The sequence below is a fragment of the Zwartia sp. genome (assembly GCF_049655405.1).
Classification (GTDB): Bacteria; Pseudomonadota; Gammaproteobacteria; order Burkholderiales; family Burkholderiaceae_B; genus Zwartia.
Window position 1 is genome coordinate 215,647 of record NZ_JBASJR010000011.1, and the last position, 18,030, is coordinate 233,676.

Consider the following 18,030-nt stretch of genomic DNA (forward strand, 5'->3'; position numbering starts at 1 on the left):
TGCATAAGCTATTATCTTTATGATCAACTCATCATTCATGCATGCAGCCAGCATGCGGAAAGCACCCTGGTGATTCAACCGCAAGCCTAAAACATGCGAGATAATCAGGCTATTCGCATGTTCACATCATTACGTTTATTTACAGGCAGGACCTATGGATTTCAGCACACACGTCACCGTCTCTCCCCATCAAATCAAAACTGCAGCGCTTGCGATTGGCGTCTTTACTGATGGCATTCTCAGCACCACCGCAGACATCATCGACCGTGCGAGCCAAGGTGCTGTTCGCGCAGTCGTTAAAAGCGAGTTTCAAGGCCGCCTGGGTTCCACCCTTGTGTTGCGCGACCTGACAGGCGTCACCGCTGCACGCGTCGTATTGGTTGGACTCGGCAAACAAGCTGATTTCAGCGCCAAGGCTCAGGCGAGCGCAGAACGCGCTTTTGCACATTTTTGCGTCCAGGCACGCCTCCTTGAAGGCACCTCCAGTCTGTCAGGGATTGCCTATGGCACCAGCACCCCGAGGGACCGCGCGCGTATTACCTCCTCCTCTGCTGGCGAAGCGACTTACCACTACGACTTGAGCTTCGGCAAACCTGATGCCGACGCACGCCCTAAGCTTAAAAAAATCTCCGTTTTAGTGGCCAAGGCAGATCAAACTACTGCGAACGAAGGACTCAAAGAAGGTGCGGCACTCGCACAAGGCATGTCACTGGCCCGAACACTTGGCAATATGCCTGGCAATTTGTGTACCCCCACTTATCTCGGCGATACCGCAAAAAAACTTGGTCGTGAGTTCAAAAGCATCAAAGTCAGCGTACTCGATCGCAAACAAATCGAAGCGCTTGGTATGGGATCCTTTTTATCCGTATCCAAAGGCTCAGCAGAAGCACCACGCTTTATTGTGATGCATTACAAGGGCAAAGATTCTGCCAAGAAAACAACCAAAGGCGCCAAGGAAAAAGGCCCCGTCGTTCTAGTTGGCAAAGGCATCACCTTTGACTCAGGTGGCATCTCCATCAAACCTGCTGGCACGATGGACGAAATGAAATTCGACATGTGCGGCGCAGCAAGCGTCTTAGGAACTTTCCGTGCCATTGCCCAAATTGAAATCGCCGGCGAAGTGATCGGACTCATTCCTGCTTGTGAAAACATGCCAAGTGGCACCGCCAACAAGCCTGGTGATGTGGTGACCAGTATGTCAGGCCAGACGATCGAGATTTTGAACACAGACGCCGAAGGCCGTCTGGTGTTATGTGACGCATTGACTTACGCCGAGCGTTTCAAACCCTCGGCAGTGATTGATATCGCGACCCTGACAGGTGCGTGCGTCGTGGCGTTGGGTGGCGTCAATTCCGGACTCTTTTCGACTGATGACGCATTAGCCGAAGCCTTGCTGACCGCAGGTAAACAAGCACTCGATCCTGCCTGGCGCATGCCGCTTGATGAGGCCTATCAGGATCAACTGAAGTCTAACTTTGCCGATATGGCCAATATCGGTGGTCCTCCAGCGGGTGCAGTCACTGCAGCGTGTTTCTTGTCACGCTTTACCAAGGCGTACAGCTGGGCGCACCTTGATATCGCAGGGACTGCTTGGCGCGGCGGTAAAGAAAAAGGCTCAACAGCACGTCCTGTGCCATTATTGGTTCAGTATCTACTCAACCAAGCCTAAATTTCAATATGGCGCGTATTAACTTCGCCTTTGGCGCGACGGAACGCATCAGCCAAGCCTGCCAGACCACACTTAAACAGTATCTGGCAGGTCAAAAAATGGTGGTGTACTCAAGCGATATCATTCGCCTGCGTCAGTTTGATCAAAAACTTTGGGCCGTTGATGAGGCTGCCTTTGTGCCGCATGTTTGGGCAGAAGATCCCATGGCCTCGCAAACGCCTATTGTGCTGGTCACCAAAGACTTGGCGCAGGCGCTTGAGGGTATGCCACCTGAGACATGGTTACTCAACCTTGATGATGCCTGCCCGCCGACCTGTGGTCCCCTCCAGCGCGTACTCGAAATTGTCTCGGACGAGCCAGAGGACAAGGAGGCGGCTCGCCAACGTTGGCGCAGTTACCAAGCGGCCGGTCATGACCTTAAGTCATACTCTCTGCAGAGTACGACTCAAGCCAAGGACTAAAATATCCCTACACTTTGCAGGAAACCTAGCCTTTCAGGGAACTGTAAGGTATGCTTTCGGTCATAGACTGATGGTGTTCAACGACACCTAAAGTCCAATTAAGAGAAAGGAAATAGATATGAACGATCCGCGCCCCACATTATCCCGCAGCCCCTACCAAACGGGCCCAGTCGAGGTCGTGCGCAACCGGGTTTTGCGCAACACCTACTGGCTGTTGGCACTTTCACTGATTCCAACTGTCCTCGGCGCTGCCGTTGGTATGTACAGCGGTCTCAATCAAGTCATGGCAACCAGCCCTGGCATGACTGCGATCGTCTTTCTTGTGGGCGCCTTCGGTCTGATGTTCGCCATTGAGAAAAACAAAGAAAACTCTCTGGGCGTAGGACTGTTGCTGTTGTTTACGTTCTTCATGGGTCTGATGCTCTCGCGCATGCTTGGTTTTGTCCTGGGCATGAGCAATGGCACGTCCTTGGTGATGTTTGCCTTTGGCGGCACGGCCGTCGTGTTTGGCACCATGGCCACGTTGGCAACATCCATCAAGCGTGACTTATCCGGCCTGAGCAAGTTCATGTTCATCGGCGTAGTTGTCCTGTTGCTCGCGGGTCTTGCGAACATCTTCTTGCAGATTCCTGCACTGATGCTCACGATCTCTGTGCTGGCGATTGTGATTTTCTCAGCCTTTATGCTGATCGACCTGCAGCGTGTGGTGAATGGTGGCGAAACCAACTATGTGTCAGCCACATTGGCAATCTACTTGGACGTTTACAACGTCTTTGCTAACCTCTTGGCCATCCTCGGCATTGTGGGCGGCAGTAAGGACTAAGTTCGCAATGTTCTGACTACGCAGTGATCTGAGGAAAAGAGGCCCACTTCGGTGGGCCTTTCGCATTTAATACTTTCATTTGTCGATTTTGCGCTACAACTGTCAATCACGTTTTCAATTTCGGATCTATCTCGATGACTCAAACTGTCCTTGCTGAAAAAAACAACGGCGTGCTCACACTCACGATCAATCGCCCAGAGCGACGCAATGCCTTGGACGTCCCGACCTACCTTGGCCTGGCCGAGCACATTTGGGCGGCTGGCGATGACAAAGAGATCCGAGCGATTGTGTTGACGGGTGCCAACCACTACTTCACCGCCGGCAATGATCTAAAAGATTTTCAAGCACCCAGACCTGACGGCGATAGTGCTGGGATTAAATTTCTGCGTAGTCTCGCAGACTGTGATTGCCCCATCGTTGCTGCAATCGAAGGCAGCGCAATCGGTATTGGCGTGACAATGCTGCAGCACTGCGACTTCATTTACGCCGCTGACAATGTCACCTTTAAAATCCCCTTCGTCCCACTGGGCTTGTGCCCTGAGGGTGCCTCCAGCATGCTGATGGCACAAATCGTTGGGACCCGTCGCGCCACAGACTGGTTATTGCGTGGACGCCCCTTCTCTGCGCAAGAGGCATTGGAGGCCGACTTCATTACAGGGCTATGCGCACCCGGCCAAGCACTCCAGACCGCCCTGGACACCGCACACGAGCTTGCTGCCCTCCCACCCGAGGCCTTACAAACCTCCAAGCGCATGCTCAAGCACAGCCTTCGCCCAAAAATACACGCCGCCTTCGACTACGAGTGGGCGCACTTCAATGAGCGACTAAAGTCTGCCGAAGCGCAAGCTGCATTTGCCAAATTTTTAAATAAAAAAAAGTAAACCCATCACTTGGCTGAGACAAACATTTGCTCGGGTTGCGCTTGCGGGGCACTGCCCTGTGCATGACCGATGCTAGGTCCGGGCGCTGCCCGGACTTCCCTGCGCCCGCCTTGATGCCTTCGCACAACGCCCAAACTCGCCCCGTTGGGGCTCAGACAAGGGCGTTGTTGGTGCGAAGGCCTCTGCGTTGGGCTTGGCTGCGCTGACGGTCTTGCACAGGGCAGTGCCCCTCAAGCGCAAAACATCTAAAACAACCATGATCTCTTGACGCTGCTGACGTCCTCATGCCAAGCTAGACCCCTTCTTAGGAGAACTTCATGTTGACCGTAAAAACTGACGATGGCGTTGAACTAGTCTACGAAACCTATGGTTCGGGCACCCCAATTATTTTTGTGCATGAGTTTGCTGGACACAAAGAAAGCTGGGAACCACAAGTCCGTCATTTTGCGCGTCAATATCAAGTGATTACTTACAACGCACGTGGCTATCCTCCTTCGTCCGTCCCACCCGAGGTGTCTTCGTACTCACAGAACCGTGCCGTGGCCGATATCATCGCCGTGATGGATCATCTGAAAATCGAAAAAGCCCACATTGTCGGCTTGTCGATGGGCGGCTTTGCCACGCTGCACTTTGGTTTGCAACATCCTAATCGCGCCTTGTCCTTGTGTGTCGCAGGTTGCGGCTACGGAGCTGAGCTCGAGCAGCAAGAGCAGTTTAAAAAAGAAGCTGAAGCCAGCGCCGACATGTTGCTCACCCAAGGCATGAAAGCCTTTGTCGACAAGTATGCTCACGGCCCCACCCGCCTCTCCTTTGAGCGCGCGGATCCTCACGGCTTTGCTGAGTTTAAGCAACAGTTTTATGGCCACTCCGCACTCGGCTCGGCCAATACACAGCTCGGTGTGCAACGTGAGCGCCCCTCGCTTTACAACCTGAAAGACCAGCTCGCCAAGCTGACTGTTCCAACCTTGATTTTGAATGGTGACGAAGACTGGCCTTGTCTGAAACCCGGACTGATGCTTAAGGAAACGATTCCTTCAGCTGCCTTGGCCATTTTGCCAAATTGCGGTCACACAATGAATATCGAAATGCCCAACGAGTTCAATCACATCGTGGGTAATTTTATTAGCCATGCAGCAAGCGGTCGTTGGCCGATGCGTGATCCACGCGCCATGGTGGCCTCGATCACCGGCATCAAGGACTGACGTTGTCCGCTATGACTTTGACTCTCGCCGAAAACTTTAGAGCCATTTTTTACACACCGTTTTATTTACTTAAAACACTTGGGCTCGCGGAGCAGGCGGGGCTTGCGCTGACATGGTTGCCACCCGGTTCGCCTGGTGGCGCCATCGATGCGATTAAAAATGGCTCCGTGGATTTGACTTGGGGAGGTCCCATGCGTGTCATGAAAGATCATGACACCACGCCTTCCAACGATCAATCCCTCTTATGTTTCGGCGAAGTGGTCACGCGTGATCCATTTTTTTTAATTGGAAAAAAAACACTCGGACGCTTTGAGCTTGCTCAACTCAGACAGCTGCGCCTGGCTCAAGTCACAGAAGTCCCAACACCTTGGCTGTGCCTGCAAGCTGACCTGCGCGATCTTGGCTTGAATGTCCCCGAAATCGAGGCGTCACTCCAACGCGGCCTCAGCATGCCAGAACAAATCCAAGCGCTTCAAGCAGGCACACTCGATGTCGCTCAACTCTTTGAGCCCCTCGCGAGTGAACTGTTGACCGACCCTGCGTATCAAGTGCTGTATGCGGCCCACACACGCGGCCCGACAGTCTATACAACTCTGATTTGTTCACGCGAGGGTTGGGCGAAGAATCATGCGGCCTTTACCGTTCTTTACGACGTGCTGCGCACACTCCAGACCTGGATGCATGCACAGACGCCCGCAATCCTTGCTAAACATGTTCAGTCCTTTTTTCCTGAACTCAGTGCCGAGCACCTTGAGCAGGCGATTGCGCGATATTTACTCAATGGTGTGTGGGCAACCTCTCCTGAGATGTCCAAAACGGGCTTTGATCGATTGTCTTATAGCCTGCACAGTGGACGCTTCATCCGCACACAAATCGACTTTGCCTCCTGCATCACGCCCTTAGATCAAACAAACAACTAGCCTTTAACGGAGTTACACATGAATACATTTCGCCTCATTAAATGGCTTGCCACCTCAATCGCCAGTATTGGCATGATCCACGGTGCGGCACAGGCTCAAACGCCGGCCCCTTATCCAAGCCGTCAGCTCCAGCTGATCGTCCCCTTTCCTGCGGGCGGTCCTACCGATATTGTTGCTCGCCTCTATGCGCAACAACTTTCAAAGCTCGCGGGTCAACCGGTGGTTGTTGAAAATATGGCTGGCGCTGCTGGCATTATCGGGACCCAGAATGCAGTGCGTGCCGAACCGAACGGCTACACCATTCTTTTCAGTACCGCCAGCACAAGCGTTATCAACGAAGTTGTTCAAAAGAAAGTGCCTTATAACTTTCAGCGAGACTTTTCGATGATCGGCCTGATCGCAGATGCGCCTCACCTCTTAGTAGTCGGACCAACGGTCCCCGTCAACAACGTCGCCGAGCTCATTGCGCTGGCCAAAAAAGATCCCGGCAAACTCAGCTACTCCTCGGCCGGCACGGGCAGCATTGTGCAAATGGGTGCAGAGCTGTTTCGCACCAAGACAGGAACTGATTTGATGCATGTCCCCTACAAAGGCGGCGCACCAGCCACCTTGGCCGTACTGCGCGGCGAGGTGACTCTCAACGTCAATGATCTGAGCACCTTCCAGGCACAGATCGCAGAGGGCAAACTCAAGCCTTTGGCCGTCGCCCACACCAGTCGCCTCAAGCCCTTACCGAACGTCCCGACCTTTGTCGAACTCGGCATGCCTGAAATCGTCTCAAGTTCTTGGTGGGGGATTGCCGTTCCAGTCAAAACTCCCGCTGCGATCCAAACCAAACTGCGTGAGTGGAATCAAAAAATTGTCACGAACCCTGACTACGTTGCCCGCTTAGCTGAAATGGCGTTTGAGCCAATGAACATGACACCAGAGCAAACCAAAGCCTTTATCGCAGCAGAGATTCAAAAGTGGCAAACCGTTGCCAAAGCCGCCAATATTCAACTCGACTAATACTGCATTGACTCAGAGAGCCACCAGCCATGACCGATTCCGCTGCAATACTTCGTGACCTTGAGAAGCTAGACACCAACACAGTGTCAGATGCACTCGACTTTATGGGGCTGCCTGGTGCGACCTTTGGGTTGAGACCTTTATGGAACTGCCCGAAAATCGTTGGCCGTGCCGCGACGATTTTATTAGGCCCCAAACAAGGCACCGCCCCCACCGTGCACCTCATCACTCCCGTCATCACCAGCATTACAAGCGATGACAGAATTCTCGTGATCGCGGGCGGACCCGAAGGCATTTCCTGTTGGGGCGATATCTTGGCAAACGCCTCAAAGATGAAAGGCATTCGTGGCTCTGTGATTGACGGTGTCAGTCGCGATATCGAAGGAAGCGAGTCGATTGGCTACCCCGTGTATGGTCGGGGCGTCACCATGATTAGCGCACGCAATCGCATCATTCAGATCGACTCGGGCAAGCCTGTGCAGATGGCAGGCGTGACTGTGAACGAAAATGATTATGTGATTGCGGACCGCTGCGGAACAGTCTTTATCCCTGCGGACAAAATCCAAGAAGTCATCGCCTTAGGTCAGCGAATTGCCGCCCGTCAAGACGGCATGGTGGAGGCGGTGCGTGCAGGACAGTCCGTCGAGGAAGTCATGCACGACAAAAAATTTGAAGCGATTCGTCACGGCTGACCGCGTTAAGCGGTCAGACCAACCGTCATTCCACCGCAGACATACAACAACTGTCCAGTCAAAAAACCTGCTTTGCGATCGAGAAACATCCGAACGACGTGGGCGATTTCCTCGGGTTCGCCAAAACGGCCTACTGGAATTGACTCGGCAATCTTTTTAGTCTGAGGCAAATCTGGTGGATTGCTCGCTAAAAACAACTCCGTTGCAATCGGGCCTGGAGCAATGGCATTGACCGTGATGCCATCCGCTGCAGTTTCCAGCGCCCAAGTACGCGTCATCCCTGCCAAACCGGCCTTGGTACCACCGTAAATCGTCCGTCCAGACTTACCGAGTGCCGCACGGCTACCGATGTTGACGATACGACCAAACTTGTTGGTGCGCATGGCAGGCAAGACAGCTTGCGTCATGATCAAGGGCGCGATCATATTGAGTGACATCATGTCCTCGATTTGTTCGAGTGTGATGTCCTCGATCTTGCCGATGTGGATCATGCCAGCATTATTGACGAGATTCAGGATATCTTTTTTTGCAGCCCAGTCAAAGGCGGCTTCGCGGGCGCGCTTGGGGTCGCCCAAGTCGACCGATTCAAAAATTTCGCCTGGCAACAACTGTGCAGGTGCAGTACGACTGAAATTGATGACCTCGTAGCCATCCTCAATCAGTGACTGCACCACAGCGCGACCAATTCCCCGGCTTCCGCCGGTCACAAGTGCTGTGGTGCCTTTCATCTTATTGTGCCTTGATGTCACGATCTTTAATCAACTTGCCCCATTTGGCACGCTCACCCGCTTCAAATTTAGCGAGGTCAGGTCCAAACAGATTGCCAGGAACTGCCGCCAGACGTTCATACGCCTGAATGACTTTTTCTGACTTCAAGCCCACGCGAGCCGCTTCGATCAATTTGTCCATTACAGGTTGTGGCGTGCCCTTGGGGGCATAAATCGCAAACCAGGCGGTGACGTCAAAGCCCTTGACTCCACCCTCAGAAAAACTGGGCAGCGTTGGCAACATAGGTGAGCGCTCAAGCGAAGTGACTGCAATGCCGCGAACACGTGAACCGTCTTTGATCTGAGCAATCGAGCCAGATAGGTTGTCGAAGAGCAGATCGATCTGGCCACCAATCAGCGCGGGCATGGAAGCCGATACGCCTTTAAACGGAACGTGCAACAACTCTACTCCGGCCATCGCCTCGAAGTACGCGCCTGTCAGATGTGGCGACGAACCAATACCAGGGGTACCATAACTCAGTTTTTTATCCCCAGCGGCACGCGCAGCTTTCAGTACATCACCTAGGTTTTTCCAGGGGGAGTTAGCGGCGACCACCAAAACGTTCGGTGTCAAAGAAACCAAGGCAATGGGTACCAAGTCTGTCGCGGGATCAAACTGCATTTGGCTATAAATGAACTGATTGATCGCTTGGGTGCCGATCGTACCAAGACCAATCGTGTAGCCATCAGGCTTGCTCCGCGCCACCTGAGTCAAACCGACGTTACCGGCCGCCCCTGGCTTGTTTTCCACGATCACGGGTTGCTTGAGTGTCGTTTCCATTGCTTGAGCAATCGAGCGACCAAAAATATCAGCAGCACCAGCTGTCGGGTAAGGCACCACTAGGGTGAGCGGACGGGAAGGAAAATTTTGTGCGTGGGCGATACCCAAGGTTGCAGCGCCCAAAGTAAATGCGGCTGCGATTGCGCGAATCATAAAACGCGTTGATTTCATTGGTACTTGCTCCTGTCGATTGACGCCTTCGTTGAGACGTTTTTCATATGTGAAACTTAAATCAAAAGTACGTAAATAAGTACTATAGTAATAGTTCTACTAGATCACTATAGCAGCACCTAGAGATTCGCTGCATTAAGTTCACCTGAGGCAATTCATGTTTTTTTACGAACGCATGGCCGCACTGGCCAAGAGTCACGGCCAGCACCCAGCATTAATCGATCAGGATGTTCCCACGACCTTTGCTGAATTGCATACACAGTCCTTGCAACTTGCTGGCAATCTTGCGCAACTAGGAATTGGTCCCAATGATCGGGTGGCGGTCTGGCTCCCTAACTGCCTGGCTTGGCTACAAACATTTTTAGCCTGCGCCCATCTCGGTGCCACCGTGTTGGCCGTCAACACACGCTTTCGCAGCCAGGAAGTGGCAGATATTATCGGTCGCGGCAAGGCAGACTGGCTCTTGATGTGGCCCGACTTTAAAGGCATTGCGTTTGCAGACATTTTGGCCGATGTTCCCAAGGACGTCTTATCGCGCTTGCGCGCCATCATCACGCTAGGCGACACACAGAGCCCGGCCACACAGGCTATTGCGGCACGCGGCTACAAAGTGTTGGGCTACAACGCTTTACTCGACACACCAAGCGTTCCTCCGCCCGCCGTTGGCAATGCTGGCGTGCTGTGCTTTACCACCTCAGGGACGACCTCGCTGCCCAAGTTTGTTCTACATGATCAGGCGACGTTGATTAAACATGGTGACGTGATGCAGCAGGCGTATGGCTATGACGCTGACAGCCGTATCCTCGCCAGTGCGCCTTTTTGCGGTGCATTTGGCTTTGCAACGTTGACTGGGGGACTGGTCACAGGTTGCACAACCGTCAGTGAACCCGTCTCCGATACGCACAGCACGCTTGCGCAAATCCGCAAACATCGAGTCACGCATACTTATGCCAATAACGAATCGATTTTGAAACTTTTCGAAACCGCCCAATCCCCCTCAGATTTTGACAGCTGTCAATTATTTGGCTTTGCCAGTTTTTCTCCCGCTATTAATAGCTTGCTCGAACAAGCTGAGCGCAATGGCGTCGCACTCACTGGTCTATATGGGTCCAGCGAGCTACAGGCGTTGGTGGCCGCACAGCCAACGGACGCCAAGCAAGGAGATATCAGTGTGCGCTACCTGTCCGGTGGTCAATTAATTCACCCTGAGGCTCGTGTCAGAACCTCAGACCCTGAGACTGGACAAGTCCTAAAACAAGGCGAATCTGGCGAGATTGAAATTTTCAGCCCTAGCCGCATGGTGGGCTATCTCGACCAACCTGAGGCAACCGCTCGCGCCATGACGACCGACGGTTTTTTTAAAACAGGCGACTTGGGTTATGCCGTCAGTGAACGCCAGTTTGTCTTTCAAACGCGCATGGGTGACTCTATGCGGCTCTCAGGCTTTCTGGTGAACCCTGCAGAAATCGAACAGGCGGTGGAAAAGCTCTTAGGCGTCAAAGCTTGCCAGGTCGTGGGCGGGACCTTGGGCACCAAAATTTTGCCGGTCGCTTTCGTGATCTTGAAAGACGGCGCGCAGGCTGATCCTGCAGGATGGACTCAAGAATGCAAACGTCTGATGGCTGGCTACAAGGTACCTGTGCGGTTTGAAGTCGTGTCTGTTTTTCCTTCGGTCGAAAGCGCGAACGCTGTCAAAATCCAAAAAAATAAATTACGTGAAATGGCGGATGCCTTGTTGGCCACACACACATGAAACAAGCACCTGGTCTCCTCTATGCGAGAAGTCCACAGCCCTTGTATCTGCAGGTGGCCGCGATCGTGCGGCGCAATATCGAGCGCGGCATCTGGCCGCGTGGCCATCAAGTACCCGCCCTTGAGTCTCTGGTCGACACTCTGGGCGTCTCACGTGCAACGGTCAGACAGGCTTTTGGCCTGTTAGAGCGCGAGGGCCTGATCCACCGCTCCAGAGGCTCAGGCACATACGTCAACGAAGACCTTCCAGAGACACACAAACTCACGCTCCCAAAAACATGGGCCGACACGGTCGCACTTTCCAAGGAACTCGGAACAACGACCTTGATGGAATCAAACGCGGACGTCCCTCTACCACTTCTCGGCATGGAGTGTCCCCACAGCACCGAGGGTCGCTTTCAATACTTGCGACGTATTCACACCACCTCCTCAGGACCGTTTTGCTATACGGAGGTATACCTGGAACGCGACATTTATCGGCAACATCCGGCGCGCTACCGACACTCCACCGTTGCGCCCGTCTTGGACGAACTCCATGGAGGAGCGCTAACTCATGCGGGACAACTACTCACCATTATCGAAGCAGGTGCTGACTCGGCTGAAGCTTTGCACCTACCCTTGTCTGCACCGGTAGCCGAGCTCCGTCGCTATGCCTGCGTTCAAAACAAGGTTGTGTATTTTGCGCGGCTGGAGATTCCGACGCGCTATGTTCAGATGAAATTTGATCTCTTAGGAAATCGTTGAAATGTTTAATCCAGACTCATTAAAGTTGCCATTTTTCGATGATAGTCATCGTGCACTCTATGCGGATATCCAAGCATGGTCAGCTGCTGCGCTCACCAATCGGGTACATGTCGGGAGCGTGGATGAACACTGCGTCAAACTCACTCGACAACTGGGCGACGCAGGCTGGTTGCGCTATTGTGTCCCCGCAGAATATGGCGGCGCACTCAAAGAACTCGACTCGCGCAGTCTGTGTCTGATGCGTCAGGCACTGGGCTATTACGATGGTCTGGCGGACTTTGCCTTTGTGATGCAGGGACTAGGCAGTGGCCCCATTTCACTGTTTGGATCAGAGGCCTTAAAACAAAAATACTTGCCCCATGTCGCCTCTGGAAAAATGCTGGCGGCCTTTGCGCTTTCAGAACCCGATGCGGGCTCTGATGTTGCTGCGATGAGCACGCGGGCAACTCGCACCAGCCAAGGATACAGACTCAATGGTGTCAAGACCTGGATTTCAAATGCCGACATCGCTGACTTTTACACCGTCTTTGCCAAAGTCGAAAATGATGAAGCCGAAGGCGTCACGGCCTTCGTGGTAGATGCCAACACGCCAGGATTACAAGTCACGGAACGTTTTGATGTTTGTGCGCCGCACCCCATTGGGACACTGACGTTTACTGATTGCGACATTCCCGTCAGCCAACGGATTGGCGACGCAGGCAAGGGTTTCAAAGTCGCGATGCATAATCTCGATGTGTTCCGCGCTTCAGTTGGCGCTGCGGCCTTGGGCTTTGCCGAAGCCGCGCTCGATATGGGTATCTCGCGCGCCACCTCGCGCCCGATGTTTGGCGCGACACTGGCTGATCTGCAAATCACCCAGGCTGCGATTGGCGAAATGAGCACAGAGATCGATGCCTCAACTCTACTCATTTATCGCGCAGCTTGGGAGCGCGACGTACTGAAGCAGCGCACCACAAAATCAGCCGCCATGGCAAAAATGTACGCCACAGAGTCCGCTCAACGCGTGATTGATCGTTGTGTCCAGCTGCATGGCGGGCTGGGTGTCAAAGTCGGTCATCCGATGGAAATGTTGTATCGTGAAATTAGAGCACTGCGCATTTATGAAGGTGCGACTGAAGTCCAACAGGTCATCATCGCGCGTGAAACAATGAAAAACAAAACTGGAGGGATATTCAAATGAATGGTTCAGAAGCAATGGTTCAAACCCTGCTTGCAGGCGATGTGGATGTCTGTTTTGCCAATCCCGGCACGTCCGAGATGCACTTCGTTTCCGCTTTGGATCGCGCACCTGGCATGCGCTGTGTGCTGGGTTTATTTGAAGGCGTTGCAAGCGGCGCAGCTGATGGCTACTACCGGATGGCGGAAAAACCTGCCGCAACGCTGCTACATCTGGGTCCAGGCTTAGGTAACGCACTTGCCAATATTCACAACGCTAAACGTGCCTACTCAGGCATGGTCAATATTGTTGGCCAACACGCTTGGGATCACATCCATAACAACGCGCCGCTGAACTCTGACGTAGAAGCCGTGGCGCGCCCGATGTCTAACTGGGTCAAGACCACCATGTCGGCCGCGGCGGCGCCTCTGGATACCGCTGAGGCGATCTCTCAGGCACGCAGCACGCCTGGACGCATCGCCACACTGGTGCTTCCCGCCAACTGCGCCTGGGAACCTTCTGATCCGGGTCACTACTCGACAGCGCCCGCGCAAACCGCAGCAGCGCCGCTGACAGACACGATCGTTGCCCTTGCCCGCTTATTATCCGATCGCAAAACTGCTGAAGCCACCACACTATTGTTGGGTGGGCGCGCCTTGCGTGCCCGCGAAGCGACGCTTGCCGGAAAAATCGCCGCATATACCGGCTGCAAACTTGCCTCTGAGCCACGCAATCCACGGATGGAGCGTGGACGGGGTCGCGTCAACATCACGCCACTGCCCTTCCCTGTCGATGGTGCGGTCGCCATGCTCAAAGACACGAAGCATTTGGTCTTAGTCGGCAGTGCGCCACCGGTCGCGTTTTTTGCCTATCCAAACAAGCCGCGCATGATCAAGCAGCCAGACTGCGAAGTCCACACGCTCGCGACGCTCACGCACGACATCGAAGCGAGCTTGCAAGCACTGGTTGATGCTCTCGGCGCACAGAATACTGCCCCGGCGGAACTCTCAACAGGCCCCATCATCACTGACTTGCCGACTGGCGCACCTTTGGTCGAACATATCGGGACGGTCATTGCCGCGCTCATGCCTGAAAACGCCATCATGGTGGATGAAGCCGTCACCACTGGACGACAGTTTGCAAAAGTGACCCCTCAGGCTGCACCTCATGACTGTATCGACATCACAGGTGGTGCGATTGGCTGGGGAATGTCTGCGGCTGTTGGTGCTGCTGTGGCCTGTCCGGATCGTAAGGTCTTTGCCTTGCTAGGCGATGGTAGTGCCATGTATACGGTGCAGGGACTGTGGTCGATGGCCCGTGAAAATCTTGACGTTACCGTTGTGATTTTTGCCAATCGCTCTTACAAAATCCTGCGCGGCGAACTCGCCAACATGGGTGGACCTGAGGCCGGTGACAACGCTCGCCGCATGCTGGATCTTGATCAACCATTTTTGGACTGGGTCTCCATTGCTCGCGGCCACGGCGTACCGGGCGTGCAAGTCAACACGCTTGAGGGCTTTGCGGATGCCTTACGCGTTGCAACCAAAGAAAAAGGTCCCCGTCTGATTGAACTGGTGATGTAAAGATCCCAGCACCCTTGGAGCTTAAAATATGAAATGCTATTGCGTGATGAATTTCAAAGAACCACTCGGTTTAATGGAAATGGAAACGCCCACACCAACAGGGACTCAAGTGTTGGTCGAAGTCCGCGCTGCGGGTGTCTGCCATAGCGATATCCACTTTTGGGAAGGCAGCTACGACCTTGGCAACGGTCGCAGCCTCTTGCTCAAAGATCGTGGCATCAAGTTACCGATGACGATGGGGCACGAGACTGCAGGCACTGTTGTCGCGCTTGGCCCTGAAGCAACGGGTGTTGAAAAAGGTCACAACTATCTGGTCTATCCGTGGATTGGTTGCCGCCAATGTCCGGCTTGCCTGGACGGCCTAGAAAATCATTGTGCGAGTCCGCAGTACCTTGGGGTGCAGCGACCCGGTGGCTACGCCGATCACCTTTTGGTGCCGCATCCACGCTACCTCATCGACATTGGCGATTTGGATCCGGCCGAGATCGCCCCCTATGCATGCTCAGGGCTCACCACGTACAGTGCTCTCAACAAAGTCGGTGCCAACATCTATCAAAAACACCCAGTCGTAATCATGGGTGCAGGTGGACTGGGACTGATGTGTCTAGCCTTGGTCAAGGCGTTGAATGGTGTCGGTGCGATTGTGGTGGATATTGATCCCGCCAAACGTCAAGCGGCCCTCGACGCAGGTGCGCTTGCGGTCGTGGACGGTGCCGCACCGGATGCCGCACAGCAAATCATCGCGGCCAATGGCGGCAAAATGGTGCAAGCGATGATTGATCTGGTGGGTGCGCCTGCCACAACATCCTTGGGCTTCGATATTTTGATCAAGGGTGGCAAGCTCGTGATTGTTGGTTTGTTTGGCGGCGGTGCTTCTTGGCCAATCGCCTTTATTCCGATGAAAGCCTTACAGATTCTCGGTAGCTACACCGGCTCGCTAGATGAGCTCAGAGAGTTACTACAACTCGTCAAGGACAACAAGATCTCGCCAATCCCTGTGCATAAACATCCCCTTGCTGATGCGGACAAGGTGTTGACCTCGTTACGTCAGGGCAAGGTCACTGGTCGAGCAGTACTGACCGCTTGAGGCTTAAAACGTGGCGCTAGATGCGGCGCACTTTAGGCTCACGTTTTCGTTGGCTGAAAGCGCTGCAGTGCGACTAACACTTGGCGGGTGGTCAATGGGCGACCTGCCAAGTGCTCCGACAAGCGTTCACGCAAGCTCGCGCGCAAAGCAGGTTCGCCCTGTGGATCGTCAAAGTCTGGTTCCTCGGCATCCAGCCCATATCCCGTCTCTTTAAGCAAAATCCACTCAAAGCGTCTTAAAGCACCCACGGCAGGCTGTCCTGCAGCCAGACGTTGCAGAGCGATGACGTACGCATCAAATAAACCAGAATGAGGATCCTCGTGGGGCAGTAATCGAAAGAGTAATTCATTCATGTACCAGCACGACATCAAGGCCGCACCTGGCAACGCATGCACACCTGCGCACTCAGCACGCGTCAGCGTTTTGATTTCGCCCGAACCTGTCCACGATAACAACAAAGGCTGAAAAACTGACAGCGCAGGTCTGAGTACTGAATGGGGTCGTTTAGCGCCCTTGGCCACCATGCTGACCCATCCGTGATCTCTAGAGAATGCTTGAACAATCAGAGAGGTTTCTCGCCAGGCCGTTGCATGCAACACATAGCCTGGCGTCTCTAAGACCCGAAGGACTCGTCTACTCATATCCTAAATCGCGCAGGCTGCTTTCTTTTTCAGCCCAACCCTTACGAACCTTGATGTAGACCTCAAGGTGAACGGGCTTATCCATCAGTTTGGCCATATCTTGACGGGCCTCGGAGGCGATCCGTTTCATATGATTGCCGCCCGCGCCCAGCAAAATGGGGCGATGGCTATCACGCTCAACAATCACACATGCATTGATATGCGCGCCTTTTTCCGTTTCTTCCCACTGCTCAATCACTACCGTACAACCGTAAGGCAACTCATCACCCACCAGACGGAAGATCTTTTCGCGAATCAACTCAGCGGCGATAAAACGAATCGGCCGATCCGTCAGCGTGTCCGCATCAAAATACGGCTCGTTTTCAGGCAAGCGCTTAGCGACCTCATCGAGCAATTGATCAAGCTGATGGCGTTTGGTCGAACTCACCGGGACCACTGCGTCAAACTTGAATTGCGAGGCGATATTTGCGACAAACGGATAGAGCTCATCACGATTTTTAAGCTGATCAATTTTGCTGATCACCAAAATCGTACGCTCTGGGTGATGCAAGAGAGATAAAAGCTTGGCATCACCTGGGGACCATTTGCCGGCTTCGACCACAAACAGCACGACATCAACATCTGCCAAGGTCTGTGTCACGACGCGGTTCATCATCTTGTTCATCGCGCCACCATGACGCGTTTGAAAGCCAGGTGTATCTACGAATACAAACTGCTCATGCTCACGCGTGAGGACACCCTGGATTCTGTGGCGTGTCGTTTGTGCTTTTCGAGAGACGATGGAAATTTTGCTGCCGATCAAGGCGTTGGTGAGTGTCGACTTGCCAACGTTTGGGCGCCCAACCACGGCAATAAAGCCGCAACGGTAAGCCGTATCGTCTGGTGTGGGTGTGGAGTCTGTCGTGTCTATGATTTCTGTCATTTAAGTTCCTGAGCAACCGCAACCGGCAGCGTCAATTGTGCCGTTTTGCGCGCTCGGGTTGAACGCTTTTTAACTGGGGTAGGACTGGCGGTCTCTGCAGCTTCTAATGCGAGCTTGGCAGCCGACTGCTCTGCGGCCCGGCGGCTTGAGCCAGGCGCAGTGACCTTGATCTCAAGCGAGGGGATCGAACATTCGACTTCAAACTGTTGACTGTGTGCCGCACCATGGGTGGCCACAACACTATACAAAGGCAGGGCAAGTTTGCGGCTCTGGAGAAACTCCTGGAGCAAGGTTTTGGCATCCTTACCAAGAGTCAGAGGATCCACACTTGCCAAGATGGGCTTGTACAAACGCTCAATTAGGTCCTGTGCGGCCAGAAAGCCACCATCCAGATAAACCGCTGCGAGAATCGCTTCAAACGTATCCGCCAAAATCGATGGCCGCCTGAAACCGCCACTTTTAAGTTCACCCTCGCCTAGTCGGAGGTATTTCGATAGATCAAGTTTTTGTGCGATGTCGGCAAGCGAAGACTGTTTGACCAGATTGGCGCGCACGCGCGACAAGTCACCCTCGTCAAGGGTACCGTAATGGTTGAATAACAATGCTGCAACAGACATGTTGAGCACCGAATCACCTAAAAACTCAAGACGCTCATTGTGACGCGCGCCATGACTGCGATGCGTCAGCGCCTGCTCAAGCAGAGCAGGTTTAACGAACTTATATCCAAGCGAAGTCTCAAGAGCGGACAAGGGCATTTAGCGGGTGACATA

Annotated in this window: 18 protein-coding genes; 13 read left to right on the forward strand and 5 right to left on the reverse strand. The window is 53.6% G+C overall.

The genetic code is table 11. The features are described 5' to 3' along the window. The first annotated feature begins 154 nt into the window (after positions 1–154). The 8 genes from WBJ47_RS08840 (at position 155) to WBJ47_RS08875 (ending at position 7,656) form a co-directional block, all read left to right on the forward strand. Positions 155–1,669 (forward strand): leucyl aminopeptidase, encoded by a 1,515-nt coding sequence (locus WBJ47_RS08840; RefSeq protein ID WP_422245663.1) that lies wholly within the window; start codon positions 155–157, stop codon positions 1,667–1,669. Positions 1,670–1,677: 8 nt separating this feature from the next. Beyond that, entirely contained in the window at positions 1,678–2,130 is a 453-nt protein-coding gene (locus tag WBJ47_RS08845; RefSeq protein WP_422245665.1) for a DNA polymerase III subunit chi, read from the forward strand. Between the two features lie 118 nt (positions 2,131–2,248). Next, positions 2,249–2,953, forward strand: coding sequence for a Bax inhibitor-1/YccA family protein (locus WBJ47_RS08850; protein WP_422245666.1), 705 nt, complete (start codon positions 2,249–2,251; stop codon positions 2,951–2,953). Positions 2,954–3,087: 134 nt separating this feature from the next. After that, positions 3,088–3,834 carry an enoyl-CoA hydratase/isomerase family protein gene (locus tag WBJ47_RS08855; protein ID WP_422245668.1) on the forward strand — a complete coding sequence of 249 codons (747 nt, stop codon included), beginning with the start codon at positions 3,088–3,090 and terminating at the stop codon, positions 3,832–3,834. A gap of 317 nt (positions 3,835–4,151) precedes the next feature. Further along, positions 4,152–5,036, forward strand: a complete 885-nt coding sequence (locus tag WBJ47_RS08860; RefSeq protein WP_422245670.1) for an alpha/beta fold hydrolase — start codon at positions 4,152–4,154, stop codon at positions 5,034–5,036. An 11-nt stretch (positions 5,037–5,047) separates the two neighbouring features. Further along, complete coding sequence (locus tag WBJ47_RS08865) at positions 5,048–5,956, forward strand: ABC transporter substrate-binding protein (protein WP_422245671.1); 909 nt, start codon at positions 5,048–5,050, stop codon at positions 5,954–5,956. 18 nt (positions 5,957–5,974) lie between these two features. Further along, positions 5,975–6,964: a Bug family tripartite tricarboxylate transporter substrate binding protein gene (locus tag WBJ47_RS08870; protein WP_422245673.1), complete on the forward strand. Its 990-nt coding sequence runs from the start codon at positions 5,975–5,977 to the stop codon at positions 6,962–6,964. A 29-nt stretch (positions 6,965–6,993) separates the two neighbouring features. Further along, entirely contained in the window at positions 6,994–7,656 is a 663-nt protein-coding gene (locus WBJ47_RS08875) for an RraA family protein (protein WP_422245674.1), read from the forward strand. A gap of 5 nt (positions 7,657–7,661) precedes the next feature. Here the strand turns inward: WBJ47_RS08875 and WBJ47_RS08880 are convergent, their stop codons facing one another. Next, complete coding sequence (locus WBJ47_RS08880) at positions 7,662–8,384, reverse strand: SDR family NAD(P)-dependent oxidoreductase (RefSeq protein ID WP_422245676.1); 723 nt, start codon at positions 8,382–8,384, stop codon at positions 7,662–7,664. A gap of 1 nt (position 8,385) precedes the next feature. Then, complete coding sequence (locus tag WBJ47_RS08885; RefSeq protein WP_422245678.1) at positions 8,386–9,375, reverse strand: Bug family tripartite tricarboxylate transporter substrate binding protein; 990 nt, start codon at positions 9,373–9,375, stop codon at positions 8,386–8,388. A 157-nt stretch (positions 9,376–9,532) separates the two neighbouring features. Here WBJ47_RS08885 and WBJ47_RS08890 point away from each other — a divergent pair, with 157 nt between their 5' ends. Genes WBJ47_RS08890 through WBJ47_RS08910 form a run of 5 tightly spaced genes read left to right on the forward strand, consistent with a single transcriptional unit; the run spans position 9,533 to position 15,697 of the window. After that, positions 9,533–11,128, forward strand: coding sequence for an AMP-binding protein (locus WBJ47_RS08890; RefSeq protein ID WP_422245679.1), 1,596 nt, complete (start codon positions 9,533–9,535; stop codon positions 11,126–11,128). Beyond that, positions 11,125–11,871 carry a GntR family transcriptional regulator gene (locus WBJ47_RS08895; protein WP_422245680.1) on the forward strand — a complete coding sequence of 249 codons (747 nt, stop codon included), beginning with the start codon at positions 11,125–11,127 and terminating at the stop codon, positions 11,869–11,871. Before WBJ47_RS08890 ends, WBJ47_RS08895 begins: the two co-directional genes overlap by 4 nt. 1 nt (position 11,872) lies before the next feature. Beyond that, complete coding sequence (locus WBJ47_RS08900) at positions 11,873–13,051, forward strand: acyl-CoA dehydrogenase family protein (protein WP_422245682.1); 1,179 nt, start codon at positions 11,873–11,875, stop codon at positions 13,049–13,051. Further along, positions 13,048–14,610 (forward strand): acetolactate synthase large subunit, encoded by a 1,563-nt coding sequence (locus tag WBJ47_RS08905; RefSeq protein WP_422245683.1) that lies wholly within the window; start codon positions 13,048–13,050, stop codon positions 14,608–14,610. The genes WBJ47_RS08900 and WBJ47_RS08905 overlap by 4 nt, the downstream gene beginning before the upstream one ends. 28 nt (positions 14,611–14,638) lie before the next feature. Then, entirely contained in the window at positions 14,639–15,697 is a 1,059-nt protein-coding gene (locus WBJ47_RS08910) for an alcohol dehydrogenase (RefSeq protein ID WP_422245684.1), read from the forward strand. Positions 15,698–15,735: 38 nt separating this feature from the next. Here WBJ47_RS08910 and recO read toward each other — a convergent pair whose 3' ends face one another. The 3 genes from recO to rnc are packed head-to-tail and all read right to left on the reverse strand — an operon-like array spanning position 15,736 to position 18,015. Beyond that, on the reverse strand, positions 15,736–16,338 hold the full coding sequence (recO, locus tag WBJ47_RS08915; protein ID WP_422245685.1) for a DNA repair protein RecO: 603 nt from the start codon (positions 16,336–16,338) through the stop codon (positions 15,736–15,738). Next, entirely contained in the window at positions 16,331–17,260 is a 930-nt protein-coding gene (era, locus tag WBJ47_RS08920) for a GTPase Era (protein ID WP_422245686.1), read from the reverse strand. Before era ends, recO begins: the two co-directional genes overlap by 8 nt. Then, positions 17,257–18,015, reverse strand: coding sequence for a ribonuclease III (gene rnc / locus WBJ47_RS08925; protein WP_422245688.1), 759 nt, complete (start codon positions 18,013–18,015; stop codon positions 17,257–17,259). Before rnc ends, era begins: the two co-directional genes overlap by 4 nt. Positions 18,016–18,030 lie beyond the last annotated feature (15 nt).